The organism is Micromonospora sp. NPDC049903, assembly GCF_044460945.1.
GTDB lineage: Bacteria > Actinomycetota > Actinomycetes > Mycobacteriales > Micromonosporaceae > Micromonospora.
The window spans coordinates 1-16233 of the sequence record NZ_JBITKL010000022.1 but is presented as its reverse complement, the minus strand read 5'-3'; the positions used below and the strand labels follow the sequence as shown (position 1 = coordinate 16233).

14 protein-coding genes are annotated in these 16233 nt (G+C 70.2%); 6 read left to right on the top strand and 8 right to left on the bottom strand.

Annotation, left to right across the window (positions count from 1 at the left end):
- Positions 1–20: 20 nt before the first annotated feature.
- The 6 genes from ACIBO1_RS25565 to ACIBO1_RS25540 all read right to left on the bottom strand — a co-directional run bounded on the left by ACIBO1_RS25565 (position 21) and on the right by ACIBO1_RS25540 (position 7524).
- A complete protein-coding gene (locus tag ACIBO1_RS25565; RefSeq protein WP_396750770.1) occupies positions 21–1325 on the bottom strand; it encodes an MFS transporter in 1305 nt (434 codons plus the stop codon).
- Complete coding sequence (locus tag ACIBO1_RS25560; protein WP_396750768.1) at positions 1322–2350, bottom strand: dipeptide epimerase; 1029 nt, start codon at positions 2348–2350, stop codon at positions 1322–1324. The genes ACIBO1_RS25565 and ACIBO1_RS25560 overlap by 4 nt, the downstream gene beginning before the upstream one ends.
- A complete protein-coding gene (locus ACIBO1_RS25555) occupies positions 2347–3402 on the bottom strand; it encodes a PLP-dependent cysteine synthase family protein (RefSeq protein ID WP_396750766.1) in 1056 nt (351 codons plus the stop codon). The genes ACIBO1_RS25560 and ACIBO1_RS25555 overlap by 4 nt, the downstream gene beginning before the upstream one ends.
- Positions 3399–4226, bottom strand: a complete 828-nt coding sequence (locus ACIBO1_RS25550) for a Rossmann-like domain-containing protein (RefSeq protein WP_396750764.1) — start codon at positions 4224–4226, stop codon at positions 3399–3401. The genes ACIBO1_RS25555 and ACIBO1_RS25550 overlap by 4 nt, the downstream gene beginning before the upstream one ends.
- Positions 4223–5521, bottom strand: a complete 1299-nt coding sequence (locus tag ACIBO1_RS25545) for an ATP-grasp domain-containing protein (protein ID WP_396750762.1) — start codon at positions 5519–5521, stop codon at positions 4223–4225. Before ACIBO1_RS25545 ends, ACIBO1_RS25550 begins: the two co-directional genes overlap by 4 nt.
- 623 nt (positions 5522–6144) lie before the next feature.
- Positions 6145–7524, bottom strand: a complete 1380-nt coding sequence (locus tag ACIBO1_RS25540; RefSeq protein ID WP_396750760.1) for a pentapeptide repeat-containing protein — start codon at positions 7522–7524, stop codon at positions 6145–6147.
- A gap of 987 nt (positions 7525–8511) precedes the next feature.
- Here ACIBO1_RS25540 and ACIBO1_RS25535 point away from each other — a divergent pair.
- From ACIBO1_RS25535 to ACIBO1_RS25520, 4 genes are all read left to right on the top strand, one after another.
- The gene (locus ACIBO1_RS25535; protein WP_396750931.1) at positions 8512–9657 is read left to right on the top strand and encodes a helix-turn-helix domain-containing protein; all 1146 of its coding nucleotides are present in this window, start codon (positions 8512–8514) and stop codon (positions 9655–9657) included.
- Positions 9658–9844: 187 nt separating this feature from the next.
- On the top strand, positions 9845–10003 hold the full coding sequence (locus tag ACIBO1_RS25530; RefSeq protein ID WP_254876825.1) for a hypothetical protein: 159 nt from the start codon (positions 9845–9847) through the stop codon (positions 10001–10003).
- Positions 9993–10412, top strand: a complete 420-nt coding sequence (locus ACIBO1_RS25525) for a helix-turn-helix domain-containing protein (protein ID WP_396750758.1) — start codon at positions 9993–9995, stop codon at positions 10410–10412. The genes ACIBO1_RS25530 and ACIBO1_RS25525 overlap by 11 nt, the downstream gene beginning before the upstream one ends.
- The gene (locus ACIBO1_RS25520) at positions 10409–11182 is read left to right on the top strand and encodes a hypothetical protein (protein WP_396750756.1); all 774 of its coding nucleotides are present in this window, start codon (positions 10409–10411) and stop codon (positions 11180–11182) included. The genes ACIBO1_RS25525 and ACIBO1_RS25520 overlap by 4 nt, the downstream gene beginning before the upstream one ends.
- A 480-nt stretch (positions 11183–11662) precedes the next feature.
- On the opposite strand, the gene ACIBO1_RS25515 is transcribed toward ACIBO1_RS25520, so the two are convergent.
- Positions 11663–12124, bottom strand: coding sequence for a GNAT family N-acetyltransferase (locus ACIBO1_RS25515; RefSeq protein WP_396750754.1), 462 nt, complete (start codon positions 12122–12124; stop codon positions 11663–11665).
- Between the two features lie 309 nt (positions 12125–12433).
- Between ACIBO1_RS25515 and ACIBO1_RS25510 the strand changes: the two genes are divergently transcribed.
- Entirely contained in the window at positions 12434–13822 is a 1389-nt protein-coding gene (locus tag ACIBO1_RS25510; protein WP_396750752.1) for an RICIN domain-containing protein, read from the top strand.
- Positions 13823–13907: 85 nt separating this feature from the next.
- On the opposite strand, the gene ACIBO1_RS25505 is transcribed toward ACIBO1_RS25510, so the two are convergent.
- Positions 13908–14678, bottom strand: coding sequence for a FadR/GntR family transcriptional regulator (locus tag ACIBO1_RS25505; RefSeq protein ID WP_396750750.1), 771 nt, complete (start codon positions 14676–14678; stop codon positions 13908–13910).
- Positions 14679–14825: 147 nt separating this feature from the next.
- On the opposite strand from ACIBO1_RS25505, the gene ACIBO1_RS25500 reads away from it, so the two are divergent.
- Positions 14826–16091 carry an ABC transporter substrate-binding protein gene (locus ACIBO1_RS25500; RefSeq protein ID WP_396750748.1) on the top strand — a complete coding sequence of 422 codons (1266 nt, stop codon included), beginning with the start codon at positions 14826–14828 and terminating at the stop codon, positions 16089–16091.
- Positions 16092–16233 lie beyond the last annotated feature (142 nt).

Sequence of the window (16233 nt, the reverse complement as noted above, 5' to 3'; positions counted from 1 at the left end):
TCTCGAAGGTGTTGCGGTGTTCAGGCCGCGCCGTGGCGGCGAGGGGTGACGGCGGGCATCCGCGCGTCGTCCGGGACGGTGTCCGGTGTGGGGTCGGCGGCCGGTCGGGGGCCGAGCAGGTTCCGGCGGTGCAGCACCCGCACCGCCGCGGCCGAGGCCAGCCCGAGGGCGGCGCAGAGCAGCCACGCCCCGGCCGGTACCCGCTCGGCCGTGCCGCCCGATCCGGTCTGCATGAGCCCGCCGACGGCGGTGGTGGCGAGCGCCGCCACCACGCCCGAGGCGAGATAGAAGACGCCGAAGTAGGTGCCGGTGAGCCCGGTGCGGGCGAATCCGGGCAGCAGTTCCAGCACGAACGGCTGCGCCACCATCACCCCCACCGCCAGCGCCAGCGTGGTGACGAGCACCGGCAGGACGCGGACCGCCGGGGGACCGCCCAGCGGCAGCAGCGGCACCAGGAAACCGGCGCCGGTCACCGCCATCCCGGCGGCGATCGCGGTGCCCCGCTCGACGCGGCGACGCAGCCGTGCGGTGATGCGGACCTGCCCCGCCACGGTGACCACGGTGGAGACGACGAAGAGTGCGGCGACCGCCAGCGGCGTGCCGGTGACCGCCTCCGCCTGCACCGGCAGCACCAGATAGAGCTGGGTCTGCAACGCGAACAGTGCGCTCAGCGCCACCGTGAACGCCAGGAACCGGCCGTCGGTCAGCGACTCCCGCCAGTCCCGGCCGACGCTCTGCCCGCTGGCCGTCACCGGCTGGGCCGGCAGCACCAGCGCCTGCGCCACGGTCAACGCGGCGAACACCAGCGCGGCCCCGGTCGCCGCCGCCCGGAAGTCCACCAGCAGCAGCGCGCTGCCGACCAGTGGCCCGATCAACGCCCCCGCGCTGGCGAACACGTTGAACAGGGCGAACGCCTCGGCCCGCCGGTCCGGGGCGGCCTGGGCCAGATAGGCGCGGACGGCCGGGTTGAACAGGGCACCGGCCAGACCGGTCAGCACCGAGGCGACCAGCAGCGCCGCCAGCGACCCGCCGACCGCGAACACCGCGAAGCCGACCGCCCGCAGCCCGCACCCGGCGATGATCACCCCGCGTGCGCCGAGCCGGTCCGCCGCCGAGCCGCCGAGCAGGAACAGTCCCTGTTGGCTCAGGTTGCGGACCCCGAGGACGAGGCCGACCAGGGCGGCCGAGAGCCCGATCTGGTCGGTGAGATAGCCGGCCAGGAAGGGCAGCAGCATGTAGAAGCCGACGTTGACGCCGAGCTGGTTGACCACCAGCAGCCGGATCGGCACCGGGAAGCCGCGCCACGACGCCCAGGTGGCCCTCATCGGGGTGCCTCCGCCGCCGGTGCCACGCCGAGCCCGGCCGCCCCGGACAGGCGCAGCACACCGTCGCGGCCGCCGATCCCGGTCCACGGGTCGTCGGCGAGCAGCAGATGGCCGTCCAGGTCCACCCAGCGGGCCAGACCGGCCAGGTGCACCGCCGGGGCGATGCCGAGCGAACTGGCGACCAGGCAGCCCAGCATCACGTCCAGGTCCCGCTGCCGGGCCGCCTCGATCATGTCCCCGGCAGCGGTGATGCCGCCGCACCGGGCCAGCTTCACGTTCACCCCGGCGACCGCGCCCGCCAGCCGGTCCAGATCGGCCGGACCGGCGGCGTCCTCGTCGGCGACGACGGGCGTGCCGCTGCGGGCACCCACCCAGGCCAGCAGGTCGGGGCGGCCGGGCGGGATGGGCTGTTCCACCGCGTCCAGCCGGTGCGGCGCGAGCGCGTCGAGCTGACGCACCGCCTGCTCGGCGGACCAGCCGCCGTTGGGGTCGAGCAGCAGCCGGGCGTGCGGCGCGACGGCCCGGACCGCCGCCACCCGGGCCAGGTCGTCCGCGTCGCCGGCCTTCACCTTCAGCACCGAGAACCCGGCGTCGACCAGGCGTCGGGCGGTCGCCGCCGCCTCCGGCACCGGCACCAGCCCGATGGTGTACGCGGTGGCCACCGGCGTCGGCGTCGGCGTCCCCACCAGCCGGTGCACCGGTACGCCCCGGGCGTGCCCGAGCAGGTCGTGCACGGCCGCGTCGAGCGCCCCGCGCACCCCCGGCGGCCCGGTGTACCCGCCCAGCTCGCCCCGGAGCGTCTCCGGGTCCGGGCAGCCGGCCACCCGCTCCGCCCACCCGGCGCAGCACGCCTCGATCGCCGCTCGGTCGAGCCCGAGGTAGTGGCTGGTGACGACCTCGCCGTGCCCGGTGACACCGTCGTGCGTCACGGTCAGCCGCACCGCCTCCCGACGGGCCATCACCGACCGCGAGATCCGCAGCGGCTCCCGCAACACCAGCGGGTACGCCTGCCAGGTCAGCCTCATGCCGGCACCCGCCCCCGGTCGGGCACCGGATCGGTCACCGTCCGGCACCGGCTCCAGCGGGTGACCTCCACCGCGCCGGGGTGCGGGATCTCCACCGGGTGTCCGTGTCCCGAGCCGAGCAGCCCGTGCCGGGCGCACCAGCCGTCGTCGAAGATGCTGTCGAGATAGCGGTGCGGGCCGTCCGGGAAGACCGTCACCACCCGCGCGTCCGGCCGGGTCCGCGACGCCCAGGCGGCGACCCGGGCCACCGCACCGGTGCTCCACCCACCGGTGATGAAGCCGGTACGCGCCAACCGCCGGCAGGTGTCCACCGCCTCCGCCGGACCGACCCAGTGCACCTCGTCGAAGGCTGGATAGTCCACGTTGTCCGGATGGATGCTGCTGCCCAGGCCGCGCATCAACCGGGGACGGGCCGGTTGACCGAAGATCCTCGACCCGACCGTGTCCACGCCGATCAGCCGCAGGTGGGGCCAGGACCGCCGCAACGCCCGCGCCAGCCCGGCGCTGTGCCCACCGGTGCCCACACTGCACACCAGCACGTCCACCGCGTCGACATGGGCGGCGATCTCGTCACCGAGGCTCGCGTACCCGGCCACGTTGTCGGGGTTGTGGTATTGATCCGGCCAGTACGCCCCCGGCAGCGCCGCGAGCAGCTCGGTCAACCGGTCCCGGCGGGCCTGCTGCCACCCGCCGGTCGGATGCGGCCGGTCGACCACCTCCAGCCGGGCCCCGTACGCGCGCAGCAGCGCCCGCATCGACGGCTCCAACTCCCGGTCGACCACCAGCACCACCGGGTGCCCGAAGGCGTGCCCGGCGAACGCCAGGCCGATCCCCAACGTGCCGCTCGTCGACTCCACCACCGGCGCGCCGTCGCGCAACTCGCCCCGACGCCGCGCCCCGGCCAGCATGGTGACCGCCGCGCGGGCCTTCATGCCCCCCGGCGCGGCACACTCGACCTTCGCCCAGAAGCCGCCGTGCGGGTGCGGCAGCGGCGCGTCGACGTAGACCAGCGGGGTGTGTCCGACCAGGTTCAACAGTTGCGGCGCGCTCATCCGGACACCCCGTAGCGGTAGAGGGTCGTCGGCCCGCCGTCGAGCCAGAAGAACGGATACGGCTCGGCCGACACGGCGGTCAGTCCCGCGCCCAGGAACCACGGCAGCACCGCGCTGCCGGTCTGCGCGAACGCCACGAAGGGCTTGCGCTCGGCGGCGGCGTGCGCCAGCAGCGGCGCGAACGTGTCGTTGCCGAGGGTCATACCGGAGGCCAGGATCGCGTCGCAGCGGTCCAGCACCGCCGTCGCGTCGGGCAGGTGGGGCTCGTCCCACTCGGTGCGGCCCCCGGCCAGGTCGCACGGCAGATACCGACGGCCGGTCGCCCGCAGCCGCTCCAACAGCGAGTTGACCACCCCGACGACCAGCACCGTGCGGCTGCTCGCGGGCAGCAGGTCCACCACCGCCTCGGCGCGCGCCCGCGACTTGGTCAGCGACCCGCCGCCGGGCACGCTGACCGTCGCGTCCGCCGCCTCGGCGTGCGGGCGCACCGTCATCAGGTACGCGTCCAGCGCGGCCACCCGCACCGGCAGCAGCGGATGGGTGAGCAGGTCCGCCACGGACGCGCCGACGCAGTCGTACGCGGTCTCGTCGGGCAGCTCGCCCGGCTCGATGGCGCAGGACCCGACCGCCGCGTCGACCCGCAGACTCAGCACGTGGTTGCGGTAGCCGTGCGCCCGCGAAGCGTGCCGCACGCCCTGCCGGGTGACGAACCCGACGCTGACCGTGGCCCGCGCCGGGTCGGCCCCGATCCGTCCCGCGCGCACCGCCTCCACCAGCGCCGACATCGACCGGTACGCCGGTCGGGCCGGCGAGGTGGCGGTCACGCCCCGACCCCCACCCGGGCGTCGGCACCGGCCGGAACGCTCTCGTCGAGGTACCCGACCCGGGCCTGCCCGGCCAGCCGGTCGGCGACCGTCCGCGCACCGGCACCGGCGGTGTCGACCACCATCACGTGACCCAGGTAGTCGTTGTTGCTGCTGGCGTCCCCGGCCCGGTGACCGTCCGGCTTCACCGACCAGTCGACCACCCGAGGATCCGTCGACCAGGCCCCGGTGCCGTCGATCCGCGCCACGACACCGGGTCGCGGCGGCAGCACGAACGCGATCGCGGCACTGCGTACGCCGGTGTCGGCCGGGCTGAGGTCCGGGTGTTCGCCGAGCGCGAGCTGCGCGTACACCATCGGCAGGTCCACGCCGGTGACCCGGCGCACCAGCTCGGTGATCTGGTTGCCGGCGGGCCGGGGGTTGACCTCCACCACGCGCGGCCCGGTCGGCGTCAGCCGCAGCTCGGTGTGCCCGACCGCGCGGTCCAACCCGACCGCCTCCAGGGCGGCCACCGCCACCTCGCCGATCCGCTCACGGGTCGCCGGGTCCAGCACCGCCGGGAACATGTGGCCGGTCTCGACGAACCCGGAGGCACCGCCGAGACTCTTGTCGGTGATCCCGACGACCGTGGTCAACCCGTCGACGGTGACCGTCTCCACGCTCACCTCCGGCCCGGTCAGCAGCTCCTCCAGCAGCACCACCGGCACCCTCGGCTGCCGCCGGGCGTTCACCGGGAACGCGGCGAGGGCGTCGAACGCGGCGCGCAGCTCGGTCGGGTCCTCCACCTGCCGCACGTACATGCCGGCGCAGAGGTCCACCGGCTTCAGCACCAGCGGATACCCCAGCTCGCGCGCGGCCTGCGCGGTGGCCGCCCAGCCGTCGGCGAGCGCGAACCGGGGCTGCGGCACACCGGCGCGGGCCATCGCCGTGCGGGCCAGATCCTTGCGGTACGCCCGCCGCACCGCCGCCGGGTCCGCACCGGGCAGCCCGAGGTGCGCGGCCACCTGGGCGACCGTGTCCAGGTAGTAGTCGCACGAGGTGAGCACCCCGTCGAAGCGCAGCGCCGCGTGCAGCCGTCCGGCCTGCTCCAACAACGCGGGGACGTCGTTGGTGTCGACGGTCAGCACGTTCTGCGCGGCCAGCAGCGGATGTGTGCCGCCGGGCGGCGCACCACGCAGGTAGTGGTGCAGGTCCCGGGTCAGGAACGAGAACCGGTGTCCGGCCTCCAACACCGCTCGCGGCAGGAGGTGGCTCATCGCCCCGACCCAGCTCTCCACCAACAACACGTGCGCCATCGGCGCCTCCCCACTCGGCAACAGGCGATGGCAATGGTAACGGTTTTCATTTGCTAGAGGAAGAAGGGTGTGTGGCGTGGCGTGGCGTGTCGGTGAGGTGCACTGTGACAACAGCCGTGGCAGCCGGCGACCGAGGGTGACCTGACGGCGCTGCAGAGTGTGGTTACGAAGTGCGTCGCTGCTGGCGATCCAGCGCCGGAAGTTGTCGATGCCCCCGGTGGCGGTACTCGACGGCGGGCGGGCAGCCGCTGACCCGGTCCGCGGTGATCGTGGTGGTGGGGCTGCGCTTGGTGATGTGGGGCAGATCGGTGCCGCGGGTTTCCTGGATGTCGTGCGGTTGATGCCGCCACCCTCGACCGCATTTGGTGGGCGCGTTCCTACCGGCTGATGCGGCTGCGTTCCCGGTGTGGGCGGCGGCGGTGTTGGCGAGCAGAGCGTCCCGTCCGTGAGTCACCGGAGCCGACGAAGGCCAGGGGTGAGACAGCCGAGTCGCCAGGAGGTGCCGACGAGCAAGACCGTTTCTGGTTGCTGCTGCGGCTTTCGAGAGAAACAGCGTGGTTTGGGTCGTCGGACGTTTGCTGTCTTTGAAGATATCGCAGAGACTTGGGGGAATTCAATCAGCGTTATTCATCTTCTGTGGGCGGCGAAACCACCTCATTTATATCCCAATAGGCTGGGATGACCAGTCCTGGCGGGATCTTGTCAAAATTGGTGAACTGCGGTAATACCTCGGTCTCTTGCTCGCGGTAGTGGCCGGGCGAGACGAATAGTCGACCACCTTCGAATTCTACACCAGTAAGATCAACGGTGGTCCCTAGAAATCTGGTGTAGTCGAAGGAAACATCTCCGCCGGTAAGTGCACCAAACCACCAGAGCGTTCCGCCCCGCAGCTCCGCAGAGTCGAACTTCACCGAGCCGCTCATCACCGTGAAATGCGGTCCCCAGGGCTCACCAAAATAGAAGGATGCTTTCTGGACCCGAGTGTAGCTAAAGTCAAGCTCCCCACCTTCAAGCGTCGGCTCGCTGTCGACGTATCCGTGTTCTTGAAGCTGCCCTCCCCGGTCGCCGAACTGGAAGCTGCCCTCGTGGAATTTCGCATAGCGGAAGCTCACGACGCCGGAGTTGAACTTCGAACCAAGGAAGTCGAGGGATGCGCCGCTGAAGACAGCGCCTCTAAATGAAACGTCAGTCGCAAAGGTGCAGTTAGAGAATCTGATCCTTCCGCTAACAAATTTGGCGCGATCGAAAATCACCTCCGTAGGGCTTGTGAATAGGACGTTCGAGAAGTCGCCTCCGTCGAAGGTGGCACCGGTGAAGTCCATCCTGAGTCCCTGCCAGCTTGCTTCGCTCTTGGCATCATGACGCAGATGCAGGACGACCAATCGGAGAACCGTATTCCGAACTTCGCGTTCCTCATAGCTCGCGAGCTTCTGGGCCTCGTCGGCCTCCACCGCCGTTGGTGAGTAGGGCATACGCATGTATGCGCAGAGTACATCAACGCATGTCTGGCGTCCTTCCCTCCAGTCGTCAGCGAGCCCTGCCATCGCGTATACACCAGCCAGTCGGATTGCTGCCTTGTCGGATCCTAGTTGCTCCGAAGCTTTCGCAAACCTTTCGTGAAATAGGCGGACACCATTTCGGTCTGTTTCAACCTTCGCTCGCTCGTCGGCCGCTTGGGCTAGCATCTTCGACACTTCAGCGCGAGCGTCGGCCGCCTGTGCCAAGAGATGGGCGAACTCAGAGATCTGACTAGCATGTTCGGTGATCCGTTGGCGGCGATATGCGACGACAAGGGCGGCGACCCCACCAATGCCTGCAACTATCGCGAATACCAGCTTGATCAAATCGAAGAGCGTAGCTGGTCGAATTGCGTCGTCGTGCTGGATGGTCGGAAAACCGGCATACCAGAGTGTCGCGAAAAGAAGGACAGTAACGCTGACGACAGCTGTGCCGATAGCAAGAGCAATCGATTTCCGGATATCTGTAAGCCGCAACTTCGGCACAGACTCTTCCGCAGCCCTAAGGAGTGGCGGAGCAACATGGACTCCGGGTAGCTGACGCCCTCCGAGGGCCGGCGTCTCTGGAGCGGGCTCCATATGTAGACTTCTACCTTCCCTCGCGCTGCGAAGCCGACGGGAGCAGTCGTACGAGTTACTGCGGTGACCGGCCTGTGCCAGTGCTGCTGCCTAATTCTGTTGTCCAGCACGCCGGTACGCCCCGAACGGCCGAACCTTTTGATTCAGATCGGGCGTGATTGCGACCGAACCGGCGTCGTTCGGCTTACCTGCCTCGGGCCGAATTGATCATCTCCAAGCCTGCCTGTTCGATCTTTGCGCCCCCGCTGGGGTCATCTTCCGGGCACTCGATCCACTGCTGGGCATGCGATGAGTAGTGACCGGTGCTAGTGCGCCTCCAGAGTTCCAGGCGTACCTCCCCTGGGCGGTGGTCGAAGCGCTCGGTGCTGACGTGAAAATCGTCGGTGTAACTGCCGATCGTGCCCACTTGGTTCCCCTCGCTGCTGGCCCGAGCAGCGATCTTACACGGAGCTGTGAACGATGCAGATGGCTCGATTACCTGTGGATACTTCACACGGGCGGGCGTCGTGCCCGATGACAGGATCGACCCGAGCCATCCACGGGTCAGTGACGACGGCCGTGAGCGGGCACGAGACGCAACCGGGCTAGCCGCAGACCTCAGGCCCTATCGGACACTCGGGAACAGGGGCACAACACGCCGTCGAACGTCGACCTGCATTGAGAGCCTTAGGCGCGGTGCGAGTAGGAGATTGAGTAGCGTTCCCGCTGGCAGCGGATGCTCGAAGGTCCGCTCAACCTCTGACGGCTTGCTTGATGATCAAGCATGTGTGGGTGCCGTACGCGCGTAGCGGTGTACCGTCCGGAGTGGCAGCCTGCCGGGGATGGTCGGCAGGAGTTCTCGTATGACTGGGAGTGCCGCTGATGGCTCGTCGGCCGATACCTGTTGATCCCTCGATTGGTGATCGTATTCGTGCTCGTCGGGAGTTGCGTGGTTGGAGTGTGCGCCACGCGGCCAGTCGGGCGGGGATCTCCCACACCTCGTGGTCGCGGATCGAGCGTGGCCAGCAGCGCACCGACAGGTACATGGTGGTGGATCTGGCGGCGGTTCTTGAATGCTCGGTAGTGGACCTGACCGGGCAGGCGTACACACCGGCTGATCGGCAGCTCGACGCGGCGCGCATCGACGCGGAGCGGGTGTGGCGGATCATGATGGACACGCCGATGTCCAAGCGTTCCGATGCGGTGGCGACAGTCGATCAGGTCCGCCGTGAGGCGGCGCTCGTACGTGGTCTGTACGGGCGGTGTGATTACGCGGGCGCGTTGCGGCGGCTTGTCGATCTGGTGCCGGCGATGCACGGCCTCACCGATCGGCGGGTGGCGTTGGCGGAAATGGTGCCGGTGTACGGCGTGGCGATGGGGTCGTTGCTGAACGTCAGCTACCCGGCGCATGCGTGGCTGGCGGCGGAGCGGTGTGCCGAGGCGGCCGAGTTGCTCGATGACCCGGTGGCGGCCGGGGTCGCGGCGGCGAATCGGGCGCGGGTGTCGGCCTACTCGGGGGCGTACGGTCCGGCGCGGGCGCTGTGTGACGTCGCGGCTGCCGACTTGGCGGGCAGCGGGGCGGATGGGGCGTTGGACGTGTTGGGGTTTCTGCATCTGGCACGGGCGCATCACCTCGCTGGGCTTCGGGATCAGGCGGGTGCGGAGGAGCACCTTGCCGAGGCGGGACGGATCGCGGCGCACACCGGGGAGACCGACAGTTGGGATCTCGCCTGGGGGCCACGGAACGTGGCGCTGTGGCTGATGGCGTTCCTGCTCGACACGGGTCGTCCGGAGGCGGCGTTGCAGACGGCATCGGGCGTGGAGCTGGCGGGCCTGCCAGCGGTGCGGCAGGTGTATTTCTGGCTCGACATGGGCCGTGCCGCCGAGGCGGTCGGCCGGGACCGAGATGCGGTGCGGATGCTGCTCGCTGCCGAACGGGTCGGATCGCAACACGCCCGATCGTCGGTGTCGGCGCGGGAGACGGCACGGTCGTTGCTGCGTAAGGGTGCGACGTCGCCGGAGTTGCGGGGGTTGTGCGAGCGGATGAGCCTCGCCGCGTAGTGGTGGTGCGTAAGCGTTCCAGCTAGCACGTGTGCTTTCCGTAGCGTCCCGATTACAGCGCGGTCCGCATGTTCGTCCTTCTTCGATGTGCTGCGGTCGCGCCCCTGAACCGGCGCGGCGGTGGCCACATCTTCCCGAGTATCCACACCGCCGCGCCCTGTCCGATGAGGGGTCGTACGTGGGCGGCGTGGAACACGAGCGAGGGCACAGCCGTGGCGAGCAGGCGGAAGCGGCGGAGCGGGAGGCCGCGAAGCAACGCATCCTGGCGCAGGCCGAGGCGGAGCGGATACCGGTCGAGGAGACCACCCGGGCGGTGCCGGATCGGCGGTGGCGTCGTGCCCGGTGACCCGGTACCGATCGGGCGGCGGGTCGCCTACCTGCGGGCGCGGCGGAACCTGTCGCAGCAGACGTTCGCCGACCGCCTGGGTAAGTCGAAGAGTTGGGTGGACAAGGTCGAACGTGGTGTGCGGTCGTTGGAGCGCCTGTCGGTCATCCGCGACATCGCCACCGTGCTGCGGGTGGACGCGGCGACCCTGCTCGGCCGGGACGTCGAGCCCGCCGATGCGGTCGAGCGTCATGAGGGTGTCGCGCGGATCAGCGCGGCGATGTCGACGTACGAGATGGCTCTCGGTCGACCGTCCGCGCGCGGCGAGGTGATGCCGCCGGAGCGGGTGGCGCGGGAGGTCGCGCATGCGTGGACCACCTACCAGCACGCCCGATATCCGCACCTGATCGACCTGCTGCCGGGCTGTTGACCACCGTGCACCGGGCGTACGCCCAGGACCCGGAGGCGGGCCGGACGTTGGTGGTGGAGGCGTACCGGGTCACCACGGCGTTGTTGGTCAAGCTGGACGAGCATCAGCTTGCCTGGTTGGCCGCCGACCGGGCCATGTCCGCCGCCACCGGCGACCGGCTGTTGTTGGCGTGCGCGTCGGTGCAGCTCGGGCAGGTGCTCCGGACGTCGGCGCGGGCGCGCTCGGTGATGCTGGCCGCCGCCTACCAGATCGCCCCACCCGACCCCGACACCGGCGAACCACCGGAGGTGTCGCTCTGCGGCAGTCTGCTCGTGCAGGCCGCCCTCATCGCCGCGACCTGCGGCAACGACCGCGCCACCGCTGACCTGCTGGACGAAGCCGCCGAGATGGCCGCCCGGGTCGGCGAGGGACACGACCACCACCGCACGGCGTTCGGCCCGACCGCCGTCGAACTGGCCCGGGTCACCGCCGCCATCGCACTCGGCGACACTTCGGACGCCGTCGCGCGGCACGAGAAGGCGATCGGGCGCGACGAGTGGCGGTGGCTACCCGTCGAGCATCGCGCCGCGCACCTCGTCGACGCCGCTCGCGCCTACCTGGACACCGACGACGCCACCAACGCCGCCCGAGTGCTGATCCAGGCCGACGCCACCGCGTCCGCCGAGGTCCGGCACCGACCGGCGGTACGAGAGATGGTCGCCCACGTCGCCCGCGACCAGGACGCGTCGACGACGATCACCCAACTCGCCATCAGCCTCGGACTGGTCTGAACCGCTCCGGCTCAGCGACGAAGCCCGGGAGATCATTGTCAACGCCGCTTGGTACGTTCCCGCACGGATGCGTGAACAGGATGGCCGACTTCCCGCCGAGGTGTCAGCGTCCTGGGCGTTCATTACCGAGACAACGGCTCTCCTGCTCGCCCGAAAACCGCTGGCTTAGTTCTCCAGCCGCAGTTTCTCGCACAGAGAACCGGTGCCCACGTGTGGCGGATCTCCATCCTGCCCGGCAGTTTCGCGGGCCTCCGCGAGTGCCTCAGGACGGCAGGGGCTCGGCGACCTCGCTCGGACGCACGACTCGTGGCCGACGCGAGATCATGGACAGTTTCCGTTTCGCGCTAACGGAAACTGTCCATGATCTCGGCGATACCGCATACCGAGCGCCAACATGACATGTCCATGGCGCCCGACACCCACCCAGGCGTCCCCGGCGCAGGAGCGTCCCGGGCAACGGTTCGCACCGAGCCCCACGGGTCAGGTCGCCGGTTCGCGGACGTACTCGGCGATCCGGAGGCCGGGGATGACCTCGCGCTCACCGATCAGGCGGAAGTCGAGGCGATCGTAGAGCCGGCGGGCCGGGAGGTTCGCCGCGCCCGTGGCGACCACCGCGCGCCGGTCGCCGGCCGAGGCGAGGAGCGTCCGCACCAGGGCGGTGCCGGTGCCGCGACGGTGGGCTGTCGGGTCCACCACGAGTCGGTCGATGTCCAGCTCGGTGGGGTTCTCAGACCAGGCCACCGCGCCGACCAGCCGTCCGTCGTGGTGGGCGCCGAGCCAGCGCAGCGGCGCGGCGCGCAGCGCGTCGAGCGTCTCGTGCAGGGGTGGGATGCGGTCGTCGCCGATGAGGGACGCCTCCACCGCGTACGCCGCGTGCTGGATCGACAGCAGCGTTCGGGCCAGTGTCTCGTCCCCGTCGGGGTCGATCTCCGTGATCCGCACCGCGCCATTGTGGTCCCCGGCGAGGCGCAGTGCAGCCACTTTCCGAGCCAGCCCTACATCTGTCGTTTGACGTATGACGTCTGCATCGTTAGATTTCGATGAGCGAGCGGTCCGGTCATCCGGCGTCGACACCACGCCCCGACCTGGTGGACCGCTCCCTCGTGGGCTCGTGTCGCCGGATCGGGCGCCGCCGTCCGGGCATCCCCACGACACACCGACGTGCTGACGCCACCACCCGACGCCGGCACCCCCAGCCGGGCGCGCGCGGGCGGTCCCGCCCGCAGGCGACCCCGACCGAAGGAGTGGACCATGACAGTCATCGGCGAGGCCCGTCCCGCCTCCCCGCCGAGACGCGGTCGACGATCCGGACTGGCCGCCGCGCTCGCCGTGGTCATGGCGGCCGGCACGGTCGTGGCGGTCAGCGCCACGCCCGCGTCCGCCGCGACGGTCGATACCGCCGCCTGGTACGTGTTGGTGAACCGGACCAGCGGCAAGGCGCTGGACCTGTATGCCTCGGCCACCAACGACGGTGCGCGGATCAGTCAGTGGACGCGGAACAACGGCGCGAACCAGCAGTGGCAGTTCGTCGACTCCGGCGGTGGCTTCTATCGGCTCAAGTCCCGGCACTCCGGCAAGGTCCTCGACGTGCAGAACCTGTCCACCGCCGACGGTGCCCCGATCGTCGCCTGGTCGGACAACAACGGGGCCAACCAGCAGTTCCGGTTGGCCGACTCGGACGGCGGCCACGTCCGGCTGGTCAGCCGGCACAGCGGCAAGGTCGTCGAGGTCCAGGGCGCGTCGACCGCCGACGGGGCGAACATCGTCCAGTACGCCGACTGGAACGGCGGCAACCAGCAGTGGCAGCTCGTCCGCGTCGACGGGAGCAACCCCACCCCGCCGCCGGGCGGCAGCGGATGCGGCCGTACGCCGACCCTGTCCAGCGGCACCCACACGATCCAGAGCGGCGGCAAGAGCCGGTCGTTCATCCTGCGCGTACCCGCCAACTACCAGCCGAACAACCCGTACCGGCTGATCTTCGCCTTCCACTGGCGTGGCGGCACCATGCAGGAGATCTCCAACGGCGGCACCAGCGGGACCGCCTGGTCGTACTACGGCCAGCAGGAGCAGTCCAACAACAGCGCGATCCTGGTCGCGCCGCAGGGGCTCGGCAACGGCTGGGGCAACGCCGGTGGCGAGGACGTCACGTTCGTGGACGACATGATCCGGCGGATCGAGGCCGACCTCTGCGTCAACCCGAGGCAGCGCTTCGCCACCGGCTTCAGTTGGGGCGGCGGCATGAGCTACGCCCTGGCCTGCGCGCGGGCCGACGTGTTCCGGGCCGTCGCGGTGATCGCCGGTGCCCAGATCAGCGGCTGCTCCGGCGGCACGCAGCCGATCGCCTACTTCGGGTTGCACGGCATCTCGGACAACGTGCTCAACATCGGTCAGGGGCGCGCGCTGCGCGACACGTTCGTCCGCAACAACGGGTGCGCGGCGCAGAACCCGCCCGAGCCCGGTGGCGGCAGCCGCACCCACATCACCACCGTGTACTCCGGCTGCCGGTCGGGTTACCCGGTGCAGTGGGCGGCCTTCGACAACGGGCACATGCCCGGCCCGGTCGACGGGACGTACGGCGAGAGCGGCATCACGACCTGGACCAAGGGTGAGATCTGGCGGTTCTTCGCGCAGTTCTCCTGACCTCGACAGGACAGCGGGATCACCACGGCAGCCGTCACCGGTCGACGACCGGTGACGGCTGCCGGCGGCGAGTGGAGAGGCGGTGTCAGCGTTGCAGTCGGGTCGGCTTGCCGGAGCCCTTGCGGCGGACCAGCCACGCCTCGGTGATGTGGGTGAACATCGCCTCGGCGGCACCGGCCGGGTCGCGGGCGGCGATCCGCTCGTAGATGCGGCGGTGCCCCCGGTTGGACGCCACGCAGAGCGAACGCTGGGTGCGGCCCATGTACCGCGCGGTGTTGGCGACCTGGCTCTCCAGGGAGCGGACCACCCCTCGGGCGATCCGGTTGCCGGACGCCTGCATCACCGTGTCGTGGAAGGCCCGGTCGTGCTCGTGGTAGGCGGCAGTGTCGTCGACGAGTTCGTCCATCCGGTCGACCAGCACCCGCAGGCGCTCGACGGTCTCGGCGTCGGCCTGCCGGGCGGCGACGTGCGCCATGTCCGATTCGAGCAGCCGTCTGGTGACCACCAGGTCGTCCAGGATGGCGAGGCTGTCGTCCTCGGCGATGGTGGCGGCGAGGACGAGCTCGTCGAGCATGTCCCAGTTCGAGGGCTCGGTGACCGTGGTGCCGGCGCCCTGGCGTACCTGCACCAGGCCCTTCTCCTGGAGGACCTTCACCGCTTCCCGGACCACGGTCCGGCTCACCGAGAAGGTCTCGCAGAGCACGGGCTCGGGGGGCAGGGGAGACCCGGACGGGTGTATCCCGCGCACGATCCGCTGCACCAGCTCGGCGGTGACGGCACGCGCCAGGTTCTGTGGCCGGCGGGTCCAGGCCGGGGCGGCCGTGGCATCCACGGTCGTCTCCTGCGATGGCGTCATGTCCCCTCCGATTTGCTTGCCGTGGCACGACGTCCGGTGGTCAGTGTACGTCCGACCGTTGACGTCACACGTCATACGAGTTACGTTTTCGCACATTGTTGGCCTGCGGTGGAGCCGTCGGCCATTCCCGTTCAGAGGTGAACAACGATGAAACGCGCACTCTGGTCCGCCGTCCTCGTTGTGGGACTGGTAGCGATGGCCGGCTGTGGAAGCGCCACCGGATCGGGTGGGTCCGCCGGTGGCGCGGAGGGCAAGCTGGTGGTGTGGGACTGGAAGTCCGGTGAGCCGTCCGCCGCCGCGTACCTCGACAAGGCCAAGGCGGATTTCGCCACGAAGCACCCGGACGTCACGGTCGAGTTCGTCGCGCAGCCGTTCGACCAGTACTACACCCTGCTGGGCGCGGCGATCCAGGCCGGCAAGGGCCCGGACGTCATGCTCTTCAACGGCGGCGGTCAGATCCGTGACCGGGTCGACGCGCTGGTGCCGCTGGACGAGTATCTCGCCGAGGACCGGGATCGCCTGGCCGGCTGGGACGCCTTCACCGAGGAGGGCCGCACCTACGCCGGCCCGGTGACGTTGCAGGGTCACCCCATCTACTACAACAAGGCGGTGTACGAGAAGGCCGGGCTCGACCCCGCCGCCCCGGCGACGACCTGGACCGAGTTCCTCAGCGACTGCGCCGCCATCGCCAAGGCCGGTGCCAAGTGCTTCGCGCTCGGCAACAAGGAGGGCGCGGGCATCCAGTTCTGGCTCTCCGCACTGGGCTCCGCCACGCTCACCGCGCAGGAGTACGACGACTGGGTCGCCGGCAAGCGCGACTGGAACTCGCCCCACGTCAAGCGGGTCTTCCAGCTCTGGCAGGAGGCCGGCGACGCCGGGCTGAACACCGACGGCGCGAACTCGACCGCGATGTTCAACGACGGGTTCGCCCTCTTCCAGTCCGGCAAGGCCGCCCACGTCATCGGGCTGATGTCGGACGTCGGGCACTGGAAGGACTTCAACGAGTTCCTGACGCCGGAGAAGCTCGGCGTGATGAACGCCCCGGTGGTCACCGAGGGCACCACCCCGAGCCTGCCCTTCGACGGTGGGATCGGCTACGGGGTGGCGAAGTGGACCAAGGACCCGAAGGTCGCCGCCGACCTGGTCCGCTCGCTCACCTCCACCGAGGCGCTCAAGGCCTTCTACGCCGACGCGGGTGCGATCGCCGCCGACACCACGATCGACGTGTCGCAGGGCGGCCCGGCGGTGGCCGGCATCGTGGCCGAGACCGCGGACGGCAAGCCGGCCCTGCATGTGGCGCTCTCCTCCAAGACCCTGGATCTGATGGGCCGACTGTCCCAGCAACTGCTCAGTGGCTCGGCCGGCGTCGACGAGGTGGTGCGGCAACTGGCCGCCTCCGACCAGGCGGGCTGAGTTCGTGCCGATCGGGAACGCACAGCCGTGGGGGGGGGGGGGGGGGGGGGGGCCGGCGCGCCCCGGCCGGCCCCCCCCCCCCCCCCCCCAGGGCGCACCCACCTCACACCCCGACCAGCCGCGCGCCGCGCGGGGGGGCCGC